Origin of the sequence: Streptomyces ardesiacus, from assembly GCF_003112575.1 — a bacterium.
GTDB classification, from domain to species: domain Bacteria; phylum Actinomycetota; class Actinomycetes; order Streptomycetales; family Streptomycetaceae; genus Streptomyces; species Streptomyces ardesiacus.
The window spans coordinates 822,577-838,719 of the sequence record NZ_BEWC01000002.1; the positions used below are offsets into that span (position 1 = coordinate 822,577).

The following is a 16,143-nucleotide window of genomic DNA, read 5'->3' on the forward strand; positions in this document are numbered from 1 at the left end:
GGGACGGCGGAGTCCCGCACGCGGGCACCGTCCGTCCTGGCAAGCTTCCCGGTCATGCCATGCCTCCCTTCGGGCGGCCGAGGGAGAACATGTTCGCCCTGACCTTCTGCCACGGCGTCGGCGGCAACTGGCGGCTGGAACCGCGGGCGTAGTACCGCTCCAGGTAGTACTGGCCGACGCTGAAGACCGAGGTCAGCAGCAGGTACCAGGCCGCGGCCAGGAACAGCATCTCGGCCGGGGCGCCGGAGGTCTGGCCGATGTCCTGGGCGACCCGGAACAACTCGGCGTACTGGACGACCGACACCAGGGAGGTCGTCTTCAGCATGTTGATGACCTCGTTGCCCGTCGGCGGCACGATGACGCGCATCGCCTGCGGGACCACGATCCGGCGCAGCGTCTTGGCGTGGCTCATGCCGAGCGCGTGCGCCGCCTCGGTCTGACCCTCGTCGACCGCGAGCAGACCGGCGCGGCAGATCTCCGCCATGTACGCGGCCTCGTTGAGGCCGAGGCCGAGCAGCGCCGTCAGGAACGGCGTCATGAAGTCCGACCACTCGTCGCGGTAGAACGGGCCGAGGTTGATGTACTCGAAGACCAGGCCCAGGTTGAACCAGACGACGAGCTGCACCAGGACCGGCGTGCCGCGGAAGAACCAGATGTAGAACCACGCGAGGGACGAGGTCACGGGGTTCTTCGACAGCCGCATCACGGCCAGCAGGATGCCGCCGACGATACCGATCAGCATCGCGAGGACGGTGATCAGCAGCGTCTTGCCCATGCCGGTCAGGACGCGGTCGTCGAAGAAGTAGTCCGGGATCGCACCCCAGTTGATCTTGCCCTGGGAGAACGCGTACACGACCGCGGCCAGCAGCGCGATCGCGACGACCGCGGACACGTACCGCCCGTAGTGCCGGACCGGGATGGCCTTGATGGCCTCCGGACGGGTCGGCGGGGTGCCGGGCGGGCCGCCCGCCGTCTTCTCGATGTCAACAGTCACGGATACTGCCTTTCAGCGCCCGCCGCCCGGTCACTTGCCGCCGTTGACGACGGCCTGGGTGACGGCGCCTTCCGCCACGCCCCACTTGTCCATGATCTTCTTGTAGTCACCGTTGGCGATCACCGCGTCCAGCGCCGCCTTCAGGGCGTCGCGGAGCTGCGTGTTGTCCTTGGCGACCGCGATGCCGTACGGGGCGGCCTCGACCTGCTCGCCGACGAGCTCGAAGTCCTTGCCGCCGCCGGAGGTCTTCACCGCGTAGGCCGCGACCGGGAAGTCGGAGGAACCGGCGTCCGCGCCGCCCGCGCGCAGGCGGGTCTGGGCCTGCTGGTCGTTGTCGAAGGCCTCCATGGAGATCTTCTTGCCGGCCGGACACTTCTTGTTCTCGGACTTGGCGAGGTCCTCGGAGACCGTGCCGCGCTGGACCACGAGCTTCTTGCCGCACAGGTCGGACCAGGTCCTGACGCCGCGGTCGTCGCCCTTCTTGGTGTAGATCGAGACACCGGCGGTGAAGTAGTCGACGAAGTCGACGCCCTGGCCGACCTTCTTGCCGGTGTCGGCGTCGATGCCCTCCTGGCGGTCCTTGGTGTCGGTCATCGCGGACATGGCGATGTCGTACCGCTTGGAGCGCAGGCCGGTGATCAGCGTGTCGAAGGTGCCGTTCTCGAATTCGAACTTCACGCCGAGCTGCTTGCCCAGGGCGTCCGCCAGATCGGGGTCGATACCGACGGTCTTGCCGGAGTCGTCCTTGAATTCGACGGGAGCGTACGCGATGTCGGAACCGACCTTGATGGTGCCCTTGTCGCGGATCGACTGCGGGAGCTTGTCGGCCAGCGGAGCGCCGCCGGAGGACTGGTTGTCGCTGCTGCCGGAGTCGCCCTTCTCGGTCTGGTCGCCGCAGCCGGTGAGCAGCAGGGCGCCTGCGACCGCGATCGCACCGACCGCTGTCAGCCGGAAGCGCGCGGCGGTCGTACGACGGGTGGAGCGTGCGGTCATGGTGGTTCCTCCGGCGGATGAGGGAGTAGCCGATGGGGACGGTCGGGTTCCGTGGGACGGGACGCCGGCCGGGGCCGACCGGCGTCGTGGGTCGACGGGAGCACACACCTTCGAGTGCCGCGACCTCGTGTGATTACGGCATCTTGCCATTCGGACTCGGCCATTCAGGGGGGACGTCATGTCAAAATCGGATAACGGGTCACACCCCGAACCGCACCAGGTCGGTACAACACGACCGAACCTTTGCGGGAATCTGCCCTTCCGGCCGGAAGATCTACGGAATTTCTCGTTATCCGAACATGGACTGCGCGTCGACAGGGTCGTGGAAGGTGGCGTCGGCGGGTCTGTCAAGGGGTGCGGGAAGGTTGTCCGGAACCCTGGCTATGAGGCTTGTCACCGACATGCGGCGTTCGGGGTCCGGCATGTGAGCTTGCGCTTATCGGACTCGTCGCGAGGGCCGTCCGTCGGGTAAGAAGGTTCTTTACACCCCTCATCAGGGGCTCAGGGCGCGTGTGCGGCGCGCCCGTCGCGCAGGGGCCTTGTGGCCCGTACAGCCATCTCCCTGTGCGGTGCCCGCCCATTCCTCACCAGGAGTGGACAAAACCCTCAATCCATGAACTCTTAAGGGGTAAGACAAAGTGGCAGCGGAGATCGTCAATCCTCGCAGCGACAGCGCCGCCGGTGCGGAACAGGGGGAGGGCGTCGAGCCGCTCGACTCCTTCGACCCCGCGTTCGCGCTGCACCGCGGCGGCAAGATGGCCGTGCAGGCCACCGTGCCGGTCCGCGACAAGGAAGACCTGTCCCTGGCGTACACACCCGGCGTCGCGAAAGTGTGCAGCGCGATCGCCGAGCAGCCGGACCTCGTCCACGACTACACCTGGAAGTCGTCGGTCGTCGCGGTCGTGACGGACGGCACGGCGGTGCTGGGGCTCGGGGACATCGGGGCCGAGGCGTCCCTTCCCGTGATGGAGGGCAAGGCCATCCTCTTCAAGCAGTTCGGCGGCGTGGACGCGGTCCCGCTCGCCCTGAACTGCACGGACGCCGACGACATCGTCGAGACCGTGGTCCGGCTCGCGCCCTCCTTCGGCGGCGTGAACCTGGAGGACATCTCGGCGCCGCGGTGCTTCGAGATCGAGCGCAAGCTCCAGGAGCGCCTGGACATCCCGGTCTTCCACGACGACCAGCACGGCACGGCCGTCGTGACGCTGGCGGCGCTGCGCAACGCGGCGCGGCTGAGCGGGCGGACGCTGGGCGAACTGCGGGCGGTGATCTCGGGCGCGGGCGCGGCCGGGGTGGCCATCGCCAAGATGCTGGTCGAGGCCGGTATCGGGGACGTCGCGGTCGCCGACCGCAAGGGCGTCGTCTCGGCCGACCGGGACGACCTGACGCCGGTCAAGCAGGAGCTGGCCTCCTTCACCAACAAGGCGGGGCTCTCGGGCTCGCTGGAAGTGGCCCTCGCGGGCGCCGACGTCTTCATCGGCGTCTCCGGCGGCACGGTGCCGGAGACGGCGGTGGCCTCGATGGCGAAGGGCGCGTTCGTCTTCGCGATGGCCAACCCGAACCCCGAGGTGCATCCGGAGGTCGCCCACAAGTACGCGGCGGTCGTCGCGACGGGGCGCTCGGACTTCCCGAACCAGATCAACAACGTGCTGGCGTTCCCGGGCATCTTCGCGGGGGCGCTGCAGGTGCGGGCCTCCCGGATCACCGAGGGCATGAAGCTCGCGGCGGCCGAGGCGCTGGCCTCCGTGGTGGGGGACGACCTCGCGGCGGACTACGTCATCCCGTCCCCGTTCGACGAGCGGGTCGCTCCGGCGGTGACGGCGGCGGTGGCCGCGGCGGCCCGGGCGGAGGGGGTTGCGCGCCGGTGACGGTGTGAACGTCCGCGGTGCGGTGAGCGGCCTCGTCCCTCGGGGGGCGGGGTCGCTCGTTTTTTTGGACGCGGGCGGGTCGCGGGGGCCGGTGCTGCCCGGGGGTGCCTGGGGGTGCCTGGGGGTGTCTCCCAGGCCGTTCAGGCACCGGGGGCGGCTCGACTGCCCGCAGCCGGGGCGGTGCGTGGCCGTCTGCGTCTGCGGCTGCGGCTGCGGCGGTGTGCGCAAGAGGGGGTGTGTCACACGGCGCCGCGGTTTCGGTCGGGGGGTGGGGAATCTATCGTCGAGGTCATGTTCGCTGTCTACGCCGCCCGAATCGACCGCGACCAGCCCTTGGCCGGACTGGAGTTGGGAGAGCTTCCGGCTCCCGAGGCCCGGCCCGGCTGGAGCGTCGTCGATGTCAGGGCCGCCTCCCTCAACCACCACGACCTGTGGTCCCTGCGCGGCGTCGGTCTCCCCGAGGACCGGTTGCCGATGATCCTGGGCTGCGACGCCGCCGGGGTCGACGCGGACGGCAACGAGGTCGTCCTGCACTCCGTCATCGGCCAGAGCGGCCACGGGGTCGGTCCCAAGGAGCCCCGCTCCATCCTCACCGAGCGCTATCCGGGGACGTTCGCGGAGCAGGTCGCCGTGCCGACCTGGAACGTCCTGCCCAAGCCCAAGGAGCTCTCCTTCGAGGAGGCCGCCTGCCTGCCGACCGCCTGGCTGACGGCGTACCGGATGCTGTTCACCAACGCCGGGGTGCGTCCCGGCGACTCGGTGCTGGTGCAGGGTGCCGGCGGCGGGGTCGCCACGGCCGCGATCGTGCTCGGCAAGGCCGCGGGGCTGCGGGTCTTCGCGACCAGCCGTGACGAGGCCAAGCGCAAGCGGGCGCTGGAGCTCGGCGCCGTCGAGGCCGTCGAGACCGGGGCGCGGCTGCCGCAGCGGGTCGACGCCGTCATCGAGACGGTGGGCGCCGCCACCTGGTCGCACTCCATCAAGTCGCTGCGGCCCGGCGGCACGCTGGTCATCTCCGGTGCCACCAGCGGTGACCGGCCCTCCCACGCCGAGCTGACCCGGATCTTCTTCCTGGAACTCAAGGTCGTCGGCTCCACGATGGGCTCCAAGGACGAGTTGGAGGACCTGCTGTCCTTCTGCGCCGCCACGGGGGTGCGTCCCGTCATCGACGAGGTGCTTCCGATGGACCGGGCCCGTGAGGGGTTCGAGCGGATGGCCTCCGGGGGGCAGTTCGGCAAGATCGTGCTCAGCAACTCCTGAGCCGCCCCGGCTTCTTCCTCTTCCTCCCGTGTACGGCGGGTCCGGTGCTCCGGGCCCGCCGTTCGCGTGCCTCGCCCGGCCCCCTCGTCTGTCAACGAAGGTTGACAATCGAGGGCTGTCAACCTACGTTGACAGCATGAGCGAAGCAACGGATCTCGCCACGCGTGCGGGTGACCGCGATCCCCGGGTCGGGCTGCGGGCCGTCGCCGCCCTGCGAAAGCTGGTGGAGCAGCTGGAGGCGGTGCAGGTGCGCAGCGCACGCCAACGAGGGTGGTCGTGGCAGGAGATCGCCACGGAGCTCGGGGTCAGCAGGCAGGCCGTGCACAAGAAGTACGGGAGGCATTGATGTTCGAGCGATTCACGAAGGACGCCCGGGCGGTCGTGCAGGGGGCCGTCGAGCACGCCGAACAAGCGCGGGCGGGAACCGTCGAGCCCGAGCACCTGCTGCTCGCCCTGCTGGACCGGGAGGGCAGCCGCGCCTCGTTCGCACTGGCGGCCCTCGGTGTCGGCGAGCACCGGGACGTCGTACGGCAGGAGCTGCGGGAGGCGCGGCGCCGTGCCGGTCTGTCGCGGTCCGAGACGGAGGCCCTCGCCGGGCTGGGGATCGACGTCTCCGAGATCGTCGCCCGGGTGGAGGAGGTCCACGGCGTCGGTGCCCTGTCGGCCGGCGACCGGCCGCGCGGGCGCCGCTGGAGCGGGCACCGGGGTTTCGGCCGGGGGGCCAAGGAGGTCCTGGAGAAGGCGCTGCGCGTCGCCGTCGCCCGACGCGACCGGCACATCGGGGACGAGCATCTCCTCCTCGCCCTGGCCCTGCGCCCCGGTGTGCCGGCCGAGGTGCTCGCCGGCCACGGCGTGACCCACGCGTCGCTGACCCGGGTGCTGGGCGACGGAACCGGGCAGGCCTGCGCCTGACCCCCACGTCACCGGCGCACGGCGCCCCCGCGGGAGTGGGGGCGCCGTGCCTGCCGTGCCCGGCTCAGTGCTTCGGCGCCCGCAGGATCGCCCCGATGTGCGCCGCTGCCTCCGACAGGCGGCGGCGGGAGTCGCGCAACTGGTCGGCCGTCACGCCGTGGTCCCGGGCAGCGTCGCGGATGTCGTCCCGGAAGCGGTCGAGCAGCCGGTCCAGGTCGCGGGCCGGGTCGCCGGTGGAGTCCGCGGCGTCCTCGTGGGCCCAGCTCGGAGCGTATTCGGCGGGGAAGTCCTCCCGCGTGACGGAGTACTCGACGCCGGGGGAGTGCTCGGACCGCGGGGTGGTGCTCGCGGCGTCGCTGCGGCCGAAGCCCCAGTCCTTGCCGAACTCCTTCCCGAAGTCGCCGACCTCCTTGGCCAGTTCGCTCAGGCCCTCGCGCAGCCCCGTCGGCCAGTCGCCCCGCGAGAAGTGGGTCTGCACCTGCTCCTGCACGCGCTGGGCGATGCGCTGCACCTCCTCCTGGGCCTGGGCCCGGGCCCGCTCCTGGGCCTCCTTGGCCTGGCGCCGGGCCCGCTGCGCCTCGTCACGGGCGCGGCGGCTCTCGTCCTTGGCGCGGCGGGCCTGCTCCTTCCACTCCTGCTTGACCCGCCGCATCTCCTCCTTGGCGGCACGCCACGCCTCCTTCTCGCCGGTGTCCCCGGCGCCGTCCGCCGAGTCGCCGTACGCGTCGGACGCGTCGGACGCCCCGGAGTCCGTGCCCCGGCGGGCAGCGGTGGCCGCGGCCCGCATCTCGCGCCGCAGGTCACCGGCCGCACCCCGTACGTCGGCCCGGATCTCGGCGGCCAGCTCGGCGACCGACTCGCGGATCTCCAGCTCCAGGTCGGCCAGCTCCCCGCTGCGGTCGGCCAGCTCGGCCCGGCCGGCGTCCGTGATCGCGTACACCTTCCGGCCGCCCTCGGTGGTGTGGGTGACCAGGCCCTCCGCCTCCAGCTTGGCCAGGCGCGGGTACACCGTGCCCGCGGACGGGGCGTACAGGCCCTGGAAGCGCTCTTCGAGGAGCCGGATCACCTCGTAGCCGTGGCGCGGGGCCTCGTCCAGGAGCTTGAGGAGGTAGAGGCGGAGTCGGCCGTGGGCGAAGACGGGGGGCATGTCAGAGCACCTTCTTGTCGGTCGTGCCTTCGGAAGGGGCACCGGTGGCGCCCTGGTCCCGGACGGAAGCGGAATGGCCCCCCGAGTCGTCCCGTGCGTCGCCCGCCGGACCGGGTTCCTCCGGCTCCCGCTCCCACGGCGTCTCCTCCGTCGCCGGACGGCGGAGCAGGGCGATCGAGCCCGAGACCGTGGTGGCCCTCAGCCGTCCGCTGCCCGCGCCGAGCCGCCCGGTGATGCGCTTGGCCCCCCACTGGCCGCCCACCCGGAGGTCCTCGAAGGCGCTGCTGACCGTGCCGCTGGCGGTGTTCGCCTCGACCCGGGCGTCGGCGGGCTGGGGCAGCCGGATGGCGATCTCGCCCGAGACGCTGTTCAGGCTGACGTCGGTGGGCCCGCCGGCCGGGTCCAGGTCGACGATCATCGATCCGCCCACGGAGTCCGCCCGGACGGAGGAGCCCGCCTCCACCACGGTCAGATCGCCGGAGACGGAGTTGAACCGCAGGTCGCCGGTGAGGGCCTGGGCCTCCACGTTCCCCGAGACGGTGTCCGCGCGGACGGGGCCCGCGAGACCCACCAGGGTGGTGTCCCCGGAGACGCCCTTCACCTCGGCGGGCCCCTCGATGCCGGAGATCACGGCAGCGGCGCTGACCGCGCCCACCTCCACGCGGGTGCCGGCCGGCACCGCCAGGGAGACCACCGCGCTGCGGCGCCAGCCCTTGCGGTCGAGCCACTTGAGGAAGCCCTTCCAGGGCAGGTCCTCGTACGCCACCGTGAGCACGCCGTCCCGGTGGGTCACGAGCAGAGGTGGTCCCTCGATCTCGGAGATCTCCAGGCGGGCGGAACCTTCGTCCGTACCCACCACGTTCACCGTTCCACCGACCACGCGGACGTGGAGCCGGTCCACCGACTCGTCGAAGGTGAGCTTCCTGGGCTCCGCGACGGACCACTCGGACATGGTGACGACCTCCTCGAGGCAACGCGCACTATCGCGTCCTACTCGATTCACGATATATCGCGGACACGGAAAGTCAAGACACCCGTTCCGGTGGTCAGGGAGTCACAGAGTGGGACACCTTGCTCGGATTTGTCCGTGAAGCGACGCAGAAGATCCTGCCCCTCACCCGCTCACCCGCTCACCCGCTCACCCGCTCACCCGCTCACCCGCTCACCCGCTCACCCGCTCAGGCACCCGGGCGCGACAAGGCGGGCGCCGCCCCGTGGCCGGTGCCCGCCCCGTGGCCGGTGCCTGGCCCCGGTGACCCGCCTGCCGCTCACCGTCCCGAGACCGCGGCGCCCTCCGGAGTCCGCGGCGTTGTCCGAGGGCCGCGCGCGCTCCCGGCGCGGGCGTGCCCCTGCGCGTCCGGCGGTGTCCCTACTCGTCCTCGTCCTCGTCGTCCAGCCGTGCCAGCCAGGTGGCCAGGCGCTCCACCGGTACCTCGAAGTCCGGGTTGAGGTCGACGAACGTGCGCAGCTGCTCGGCGAGCCACTCGAAGGTGATCTCCTCCTCGCCGCGCCGCTTCTCCAGCTCCTCGATGCCGCGGTCGGTGAAGTACATGGATCGTGCTCCGTCGGGTCTTCGCAGGGTTGAGAGTCTCCCGTGCGGGAAGAAACCTGTGCCTGCGGGGTGGAGAGATGAGGTCTTTTCGTCAGTTGTGAGAAGACAGCACAAGGATAGGCGCCCACGAGGCAAGCCCTTCCGGGGCCGTCGAGGGGGCGCGGGGACGGGGGAATCGCATGGGACAGGAAGCGACGCGCGTCACGCGCATCGTGCTGCCGGACGGGACACCGGTGTGGGCCCGGATCTCGGGCACGGCGGAGCCGCCGGCGCCGTCCGGGCAGCTCTCGTACCGAGACACCGGTTTCACCGACCGGCTCGAAACGGGCGTGGAGAGTCTGAACGCGCTCGTCACCGGGGTCGCGCGCTCACTGGCGGCACCGTTGCGCGCGGTGCGGCCGGACGAGGTGAGCGTCCAGTTCGGCATCGAGCTGACGGCCAAGGCCGGCAAGGTCGTGGGGCTCCTCGCCGACGGCGAGACCAAGGCGGGCATCACGGTCACCCTCACCTGGAACGGCGGGCCGCCCGACCCGCCCGCGCCCGGCGCCCCGGGAGGTGAGCCCCCCGACGCCACCGCGGACGCGTCCGCCCGCGCCCCGGAGCACGGCGGGAGGGGCGACGCCGCTTCCGGGAGCGGGGCATGACGCACGGACGCGCCCCCGGCGCACCGGGGGCCCGGGACGCGGCCCGCCGTGCGCTGCGTGGCCTCGTCATGGCGGCGACCGTCCGCATTCATCGGCCGGACGCCGGGTATGCCCTCGACGAACCCGGGACGTTCCTCGGCAGCGGGTACTTCGTCGCGCCGAGCTGGGTTCTGACCTGCGCACACGTGGCATGCGGCGGTGAGGGGGGCGAGGTCGTGGTGGTGTACGAGCCCGCACCGGGCCGCGGCATGTCCGCGGTGCCGGGCCACGTGGCGGCGGCCCTTCCCGAGGGCGCCGGATCCGTGCCCGGCGGCTGGCCCGCCCCCGACCTCGCGCTGGTGCGGCTGAGCGAGCCGGTCGACCACGAGTGCGTGTACCTCTCCGAGCGCCCGGCGGCCTACTTCGGCGAGGGCACGGTCCTGTACGCGGGCTGGACAGTGGTCGACGGGCACCTGAGGATGCTCGACGGCACCCTGACCGTGGAGGGCACCATCGGCGGCTGGACCACGGACGTCCAGATGCGGCTCGGCAACAACGACCTGCCGGACGGCGTCTCCGGCGGCCCCGTGATCGATCCGGAGCGCGGCGAGGTCATCGGCGTACTGAAGTCGCGTTCCGACCACGCGCGCGGGGGCACCTCCACCGGGCTCGAACAACTGCGGACGCTGCCGGTGCCCGCCGGGGAGCTGAAGGCGGAGGCGGACGACCTCTACCAGGCGGTGGTGCACGCCCACGACCGCTACCACCGCGACCGGCAGCGCCACCCGGACGCGCGCCGTCACACCTGGGCCGACGTGCAGAACCAGCTCGGTGCCCGGCCCGGTCAGACGCTGAGCCCCGACGAGCGCGTCCAGTTGCTCGGCCGGCTCGCGGACCTGCCGCCGCCGGCCAGCACCCGCTCCCTGCTGGACCTCCTCGGTTCCCTGCCGGACTTCGAGGCGCCGGCTCCGCTGCCCGCCCCGCGCGGCTGGCGCGACGGACTGGGTGCCCTGTACGAGTACGCGCTCGACGACGGCGCCCTCTACCTGGTGCTCGACTACGCGGTGCACGTCATGACCGCCGACCGGCCGTTCCTGGCGACCAGTACGCCGGCCGCCGAGGAGGCCCTGTGGGCCGGGGTGTGGCAGGCCGCCCAGCGGCTCGGCCCCGGTCGCCGCAGTGCCCTCCTCGAACGGCGGAGGACCAGGATGGCGGCGCGCCCGCCCGCCCCGGTGGGCGGCGCCGGCGGCCGGGCGGGGGCGGCGACCGGCCGGTCGTCCGTGCTGGTCGAGATCGTGCGGCGGGGCTGGGAGCCGGACCACTGCGACTGGTCGGTCTTCGTCGTGCGCTCCGACGGAGAGGCGAAACGCATCGAGGAGGTTCAGCGAGTCCCGCTGGCCGACCTCCCCGCCCATCTGTCCGCGCCCCTCAAGGAGGCGTTCCGCCAGTGCGACACGCCGGGCCGGCCCGCGGTCCTGCAGGTGGCGACGGAGCACTCGCTGCTCGCCCTCGACGTGGACGAATGGCGGCTCGGCCCCGAGGACGAGCGACTCGGTACGCAGCGCCCGGTCGTCCTGCGCTGCACCGACCGCGACCAGCTCATGGAGGACGGCGAGTACGGCCCGTACGACCCGTACGGCGAGAAGAGGGAGGGCGGCGGGAGCCCGGCTGCCGTCGTGGGCGGTGACCGCCGGCTGGACGTCGACGAGGAACGCCGGGCCCGCTGGCGCTGGCTGCACGCCCACCCGGTGACGGCCGCGGTCCTCGACTGCGACGACGGCCTGCGCAAACCGGTGCCGCCCGTGGAGGAGTTGCGGGGCCTGTCGCACGGCACGGTCCCGGTGCTGTGCCGCTTCGACGGTCACGGCCACGAGGGCGGCACGGACGGGCTCGCCCGGCTCGTGCGCGGCGGGTTCGGTGTGGCGCTGTGGCGCCGCCGGCACGGGCTGCCGGAGGCCGTCTGCGGTGAGTTCCACCGCGGCACCCTGGACCAGATCGCGGGCCCGGCCGGCGCCCACCGGCTGCCGGAGGCCGTGCACGACCTGCGCTCGAGACTGCGCTCGGGACGGCCCGAGACCTTCTGGGCCCACGGCATAGCGCTGCTGTACGACGATCCGCACCAGCCCCTTCCCGGCGCGGGCGACCTGCTGGAGGCACCGTGAGCGCGGCCCGCGCGTGCCGCCGCCGACCGCGCGCCCCGGTGTTTCAAGTCCCTTGGCCGAGAGACCCGTTGGGTGATGTGCCTCTTACCAGTCCCGTTCAGGATCGATACCGTGATGGACGCCCCACGACGACAGCGCCCCCCGGACGAGTGACGACGAGGATTGGATCATGACCGAATCCAGTGAGTGGCTCATCTACCGGGGCGCCGGCGAACCCCACGACGGCATCGACCGGCTTCCCGACCCGCCGCCGTGGCGGGACTTCACCAGCCGGGACGCGGCGGGCTCGGGCGACGGCTCCGAGGACCGCAGGCTCGGTGCCCACCGGCACCTGGCCGAACTGCACCGGCCGGGCGCCGAGGAACTCGAGATGATCAACGCCGCGCTGTACCTGCGCCGGCCGCTCCTCGTCACCGGCAGCCCCGGCGCGGGCAAGAGCACCCTGGCCCACTCGGTGGCGTACGAACTCGGCCTGGGCAACGTACTGCGCTGGTCCATCGTCAGCCGCTCCGAACTCCAAGACGGCCTGTACCACTACGACGCCATCGCGCGTCTGCAGGACGTGCAGATCGCCGCGCAGGCGGACCACGGCCCCGGATCCGGGGCGCCGGGCGCGGTCGACGGGATCGGCGGCTACATCCGGCTCGGCCCCCTCGGCACCGCCCTGCTGCCCTCCGACAAGCCGCGCGTCCTGCTCATCGACGAGCTGGACAAGAGCGACATCGACCTGCCCAACGACCTGCTGAACGTCCTGGAGGAGGGCGAGTTCGCCATCCCCGAGCTGGAACGCATCGCGGACCGGCTGCCCGACCGCACGGCCGAGGTGCTCACCGCGGACGGCGTGAAGGTGCCGGTGCGCGACGGCCGCGTGCGCTGCCGGGCCTTCCCGTTCGTGGTGCTCACCAGCAACGGCGAACGCGACTTCCCGGCCCCGCTGATGCGGCGCTGCATCCACCTGGAGCTGGGCCGCCCCGACCACAACCGGCTCGCCACCTTCGTACGGGCCCACCTGGGCGACGAGGCGGCACGCGCGGGCGACGACCTCGTCACCCGGTTCCTGGAGCGGTCCCGCAGCGAGCTGCTGGCGACGGACCAGCTGCTCAACGCGATCTACCTCACCGACGCCGCCGCCACGCCCAGCCGCGACCGCCTGGCCGACCTGCTCATCCAGCGGCTCGATCGCCCGAGGTGACGCGATGCCCGACGAGACGGCGCGCCACGGTCCCGGCCACGACGGCACCCCCGGCGACGGCGGTTCCGGGGCGGGGCGCGCGGCCGTGCCCGCCGACGACCCGCTCGCCCGACTCGTCCTGAAGCTGCGGGAGATCGGCCTGGACCCGGACGCCGAGCAGCTCTGCGACGCGCTCTGGCTGGCCCGGTGGACCGGGTCCGCCGACGCCACGGACGCTCCGCCCGAGCCGGACCCCCGCCTCGCGCCGCCGGTGGTCCGGCCACCCGCCAGGCCCGTGCCCCTGCCGCGGAACGAGACCCGGCCGCCCGAGTCCGAGCAGCCCGACACCCCGGCCGCCCGACGCGTGGCCCTCTACCCCCTGCCCCCCGGCGACGGGCCCGGTGCGCCCGGAACCGGCCGCGCCCGCGCGCTGCCGGTGGGGGTGCCGGCCGCCCCCGTCCTGCCCGCGCCGCTCGAACTCCAGCGTTCCCTGCGCCCCTTGCAGGGCTACCGGAGCCCGGCCACACCGCTGCGCTCCGTGCTCGACGAGGTCGGCACCGCGGAGCTGAGCGCCCGGGCGGGCGGGCTGATCCTGCCCGTCCGCCGGTACCTGTCCCGCCGCGACGCCCGGCTGCAACTGGTCCTGGACGCCTCCTCCTCGATGCGCGTGTGGGGCCGGCTCTTCGCCGAACTGGCCCAGGTCTTCGGCCGGCTGGGCGCCTTCTCGGACGTCCAGGTCAGCCATCTGCACCAGGGGCCGGACGGGGGTCCGGCCGTCAGCCGCAGCGCCGACCCGCACGGTGCGCCGCTGCACGCCGCCGACCGGCTCAGCGATCCGACCGGACGCCGGATCGTCGTCCTGGTCAGCGACTGCGCCGGCCCGCTGTGGCACAGCGGCCACGCCCACCGGCTGCTCCACCACCTGTCCCGGCAGGGCCCCGTCGCCGTGCTCCAGCCGCTGCCGCAGCGCATGTGGAACCGCACCCGGCTGCCCGTCACCTTCGGCGGTCTGTCGCGCGGTGACACCCTGGGGGGCGGCGCCGTGCTGCGGGTGCGCACGGCCTCCGGCACCGCCGCCGAGCCCCGCAGGGGCGCGCTGGCCGTACCCGTCCTGCCGCCGGAGCCGGTGGCCCTCGGATCGTGGGCGCGCCTGCTGTCCGGCGCCGGACCGGTCCCCGGCGCCGTCGGCTGGGTGCGCGCCGACCAGCCGGCTGCCCCGGTGGCCCGTCCCGACCGCCGCCGCACGCCGCTGGAACGGGTCAGCCGGTTCAGCGCCGGGGCCTCACCGGCCGCCGCCCGCCTGGCCGTCTACCTCGCGGCGACCCCGCTGTGCCTCCCGGTGATGCAGTTGGTCCAGCGGACCATGCTGCCCGGATCCGGCCCCTCCGAACTCGCCGAGGTACTGGTCGGCGGCCTGGTCACCCGGGCCCGCGCGGACCACGGCGAGGACGGCTCCCAGTGGTACGAGATCGACCCCGAGGTGCGCGAGGCCCTGCTGTCCCGGCTCGGACGGGACGAGGCCATGCTGGTCCTCAAGCACTGCTCGGAGTACATCGAGCAGCACTTCGGCAAGGGCGGCCCCAACTTCCCGGCGCTCGCGCTGGCCCAGCTCGGCGACGGCGGCCCCGGCCGCCCGCACCCGCACGCCTCCGGCACCGCCGAACCCGGGTACCCGGGCGAGAACGGGGGCGACGACGGAGCCGCCCACGTCCCGCAGCCCTTCGCGGAGGTCGCCGCCCGGATCCTGGAGCGGTTCATGCCGTTGCCCGATCAGTTCGCGACGTACGACGGCCGGACCGGCCCGCAGCTCACCGCGGAGCGGCCCACGCACCGGGCGGTCGTCCGGGCGCGTGCCCTGCTCTCCCGGTTCGACGGCGAGGGCATGGTCCAGGACCTCATCGACGCCGTGCAGGTGCTGCGCGGCGCGACCGAGCAGGAACGGCCGGCCGGGGCCGACCCCGAGCTGTGGGGCGAGTACGCGCGCTGCACGCTGCGGCTGTGGGAGGTGCAGGGCGGTGCCGCACTGCTCCAGGAGGCCACCCGGGCCGCCGAACGGGCCGCCGCGCCTCCGCACGCCCTGCGCGAGCGCGCCGTCCTCGCGCGCGTGCTGCACGCCGGAGCCACCGACGCGCGACGGCGCGGAGACCGGTCCGGCGCGCTCGACCTGCTGCGCCGCGCCGACCGGGAGTACGCGGTCGCCTGCGCGGCACCCGGCCTGGACGAGGAGGAGGCGCTGCGGCTCACCCTGGAACGCGTCGCCTCCCTGGAGACCCAGTGGCGCCTGGGCGGCGACAGCGCCCTCCTGCAGAGCGCCGCCGGCATGCTGGAGGCGTTCGCCGACGCCTGGCCCGACCGGAGCGAGCGCCCCTCCGCACTGCTGCTGGCCCACGGCCGCACCCTGCTGCGCCTGTCGGAGGTGACCGCGGACCCGGTCCAGGCCCGGCTGTACGCGGAGCAGTCGGCGCGGTCGCTGCGCCGGGGGCTGCGGTCCGCCCCGGCACAGGACACCGCCGAGTCCGTCCGCGACCGGGTCCGGATGCTGCTCGACCTGGTCGACGCGCTGCTCTCGGCGGGCGGCCCGCTGGACGAGGCCCAGGCCCGGACCGACGAGGCCCTCGGCCACGTCCGCGAGCAGGCACAGCGCGCGGCGTCGCTGGTGCGCGCCGGCCGGGTGGCCGTGGCACGCTACGGCGAGTCCGGGGACCCGGCCGAACTGCACCGGGCCTCCGACCGTTTCGCACAGGCGGCGCACTGGATGTCCCGGGACGCGCCCGCGCACGCGGACGTGCTCGCCGAGTGGGGGAGCGTCCTGCTGCGGCTGGCCACGCTGGAACCCGCGCACCGGCAGCAGGACCACTTGTCCCGTGCGATCCGGGTGCTGCGGGACTGCCGGATGGAGACCCCGGCGGGCAGCCGGCGGGTCGCCCACCGGCTGCTGCTCCTCGGACAGGCGCTCATGCTCCGCTACCAGGCGCGCGGCGAGGTGGTCGACCTCAGGGAGGCGGAGCATCTCTTCGGGCTCGCCGCGGCCGACGCGGAGACCCCGTTGCTGGCGGCGCGCTGCCGGCTGGAGCTGGGGCAGGCCCAGTTCGAGGCGTTCCAGAGCCTGGGCCGCGCGGCACGTCTGGACGTGGCGGTCGACGCCTTCCGGGCGGCCGCCGAGTCGGCCCGCCGGGCGGAGGAGGAGGCCGAAACCGAGCGTCGGCGCCAAGAAGCCGTGGAGCTGGCCGCACAGGCGCACCACTGGCGGGGTATGTCCTTCGAGGCGGCCGGCCGGCCCCGCGCGGCCCGGGACGCCTACGCGGCGGCGCGGGCACAGTGGGACCGGTTGCCGGAGGACCGGCTGGCCACGGGGGAACCGACCGCGCGGCAGACGGCGCAGCGGCTCGCTGACCTGGAATGAGGCCGGACGCCGGAGGACCGGGCGACGGGTCCGCCGGGCAGCGGAGCAGCGGAGCGCGGAG

At 73.4% G+C, this 16,143-nt stretch carries 13 protein-coding genes; 8 read left to right on the forward strand and 5 right to left on the reverse strand.

Annotated features, from left to right (window positions below; all coding sequences use genetic code 11):
• Positions 1-52: 52 nt before the first annotated feature.
• On the reverse strand, positions 53-994 hold the full coding sequence (locus Sdi02f_RS10815) for an amino acid ABC transporter permease (RefSeq protein WP_031082654.1): 942 nt from the start codon (positions 992-994) through the stop codon (positions 53-55).
• A gap of 30 nt (positions 995-1,024) precedes the next feature.
• Positions 1,025-1,987 (reverse strand): ABC transporter substrate-binding protein, encoded by a 963-nt coding sequence (locus tag Sdi02f_RS10820; RefSeq protein ID WP_031082656.1) that lies wholly within the window; start codon positions 1,985-1,987, stop codon positions 1,025-1,027.
• Positions 1,988-2,625: 638 nt separating this feature from the next.
• Here Sdi02f_RS10820 and Sdi02f_RS10830 point away from each other — a divergent pair.
• The 4 genes from Sdi02f_RS10830 to Sdi02f_RS10845 all read left to right on the forward strand — a co-directional run bounded on the left by Sdi02f_RS10830 (position 2,626) and on the right by Sdi02f_RS10845 (position 6,024).
• The gene (locus tag Sdi02f_RS10830; protein WP_030400626.1) at positions 2,626-3,855 is read left to right on the forward strand and encodes an NAD(P)-dependent malic enzyme; all 1,230 of its coding nucleotides are present in this window, start codon (positions 2,626-2,628) and stop codon (positions 3,853-3,855) included.
• A gap of 291 nt (positions 3,856-4,146) precedes the next feature.
• Positions 4,147-5,112 (forward strand): zinc-binding dehydrogenase, encoded by a 966-nt coding sequence (locus Sdi02f_RS10835; protein ID WP_030400625.1) that lies wholly within the window; start codon positions 4,147-4,149, stop codon positions 5,110-5,112.
• Positions 5,113-5,248: 136 nt separating this feature from the next.
• Entirely contained in the window at positions 5,249-5,458 is a 210-nt protein-coding gene (locus Sdi02f_RS10840; protein ID WP_030400624.1) for a helix-turn-helix domain-containing protein, read from the forward strand.
• Positions 5,458-6,024 (forward strand): Clp protease N-terminal domain-containing protein, encoded by a 567-nt coding sequence (locus tag Sdi02f_RS10845; RefSeq protein ID WP_053637516.1) that lies wholly within the window; start codon positions 5,458-5,460, stop codon positions 6,022-6,024. The genes Sdi02f_RS10840 and Sdi02f_RS10845 overlap by 1 nt, the downstream gene beginning before the upstream one ends.
• 64 nt (positions 6,025-6,088) lie before the next feature.
• Here Sdi02f_RS10845 and Sdi02f_RS10850 read toward each other — a convergent pair whose 3' ends face one another.
• The 3 genes from Sdi02f_RS10850 to Sdi02f_RS10860 all read right to left on the reverse strand — a co-directional run bounded on the left by Sdi02f_RS10850 (position 6,089) and on the right by Sdi02f_RS10860 (position 8,723).
• A complete protein-coding gene (locus Sdi02f_RS10850; protein ID WP_108933156.1) occupies positions 6,089-7,171 on the reverse strand; it encodes a PadR family transcriptional regulator in 1,083 nt (360 codons plus the stop codon).
• Position 7,172: 1 nt separating this feature from the next.
• Positions 7,173-8,123 carry a DUF4097 family beta strand repeat-containing protein gene (locus Sdi02f_RS10855; RefSeq protein ID WP_159107647.1) on the reverse strand — a complete coding sequence of 317 codons (951 nt, stop codon included), beginning with the start codon at positions 8,121-8,123 and terminating at the stop codon, positions 7,173-7,175.
• A 417-nt stretch (positions 8,124-8,540) separates the two neighbouring features.
• The gene (locus Sdi02f_RS10860; RefSeq protein ID WP_014176503.1) at positions 8,541-8,723 is read right to left on the reverse strand and encodes a DUF6104 family protein; all 183 of its coding nucleotides are present in this window, start codon (positions 8,721-8,723) and stop codon (positions 8,541-8,543) included.
• Positions 8,724-8,902: 179 nt separating this feature from the next.
• Between Sdi02f_RS10860 and Sdi02f_RS10865 the strand changes: the two genes are divergently transcribed.
• The 4 genes from Sdi02f_RS10865 to Sdi02f_RS10880 all read left to right on the forward strand — a co-directional run bounded on the left by Sdi02f_RS10865 (position 8,903) and on the right by Sdi02f_RS10880 (position 16,082).
• Positions 8,903-9,367 (forward strand): CU044_2847 family protein, encoded by a 465-nt coding sequence (locus tag Sdi02f_RS10865; protein WP_030400620.1) that lies wholly within the window; start codon positions 8,903-8,905, stop codon positions 9,365-9,367.
• Positions 9,364-11,508, forward strand: coding sequence for a VMAP-C domain-containing protein (locus Sdi02f_RS10870; RefSeq protein ID WP_108933158.1), 2,145 nt, complete (start codon positions 9,364-9,366; stop codon positions 11,506-11,508). Before Sdi02f_RS10865 ends, Sdi02f_RS10870 begins: the two co-directional genes overlap by 4 nt.
• Before the next feature lie 169 nt (positions 11,509-11,677).
• Positions 11,678-12,700, forward strand: coding sequence for an AAA family ATPase (locus Sdi02f_RS10875; RefSeq protein WP_030400618.1), 1,023 nt, complete (start codon positions 11,678-11,680; stop codon positions 12,698-12,700).
• A gap of 4 nt (positions 12,701-12,704) precedes the next feature.
• Positions 12,705-16,082, forward strand: coding sequence for an SAV_2336 N-terminal domain-related protein (locus Sdi02f_RS10880; RefSeq protein ID WP_438363742.1), 3,378 nt, complete (start codon positions 12,705-12,707; stop codon positions 16,080-16,082).
• The last annotated feature ends 61 nt before the right edge of the window (positions 16,083-16,143 follow it).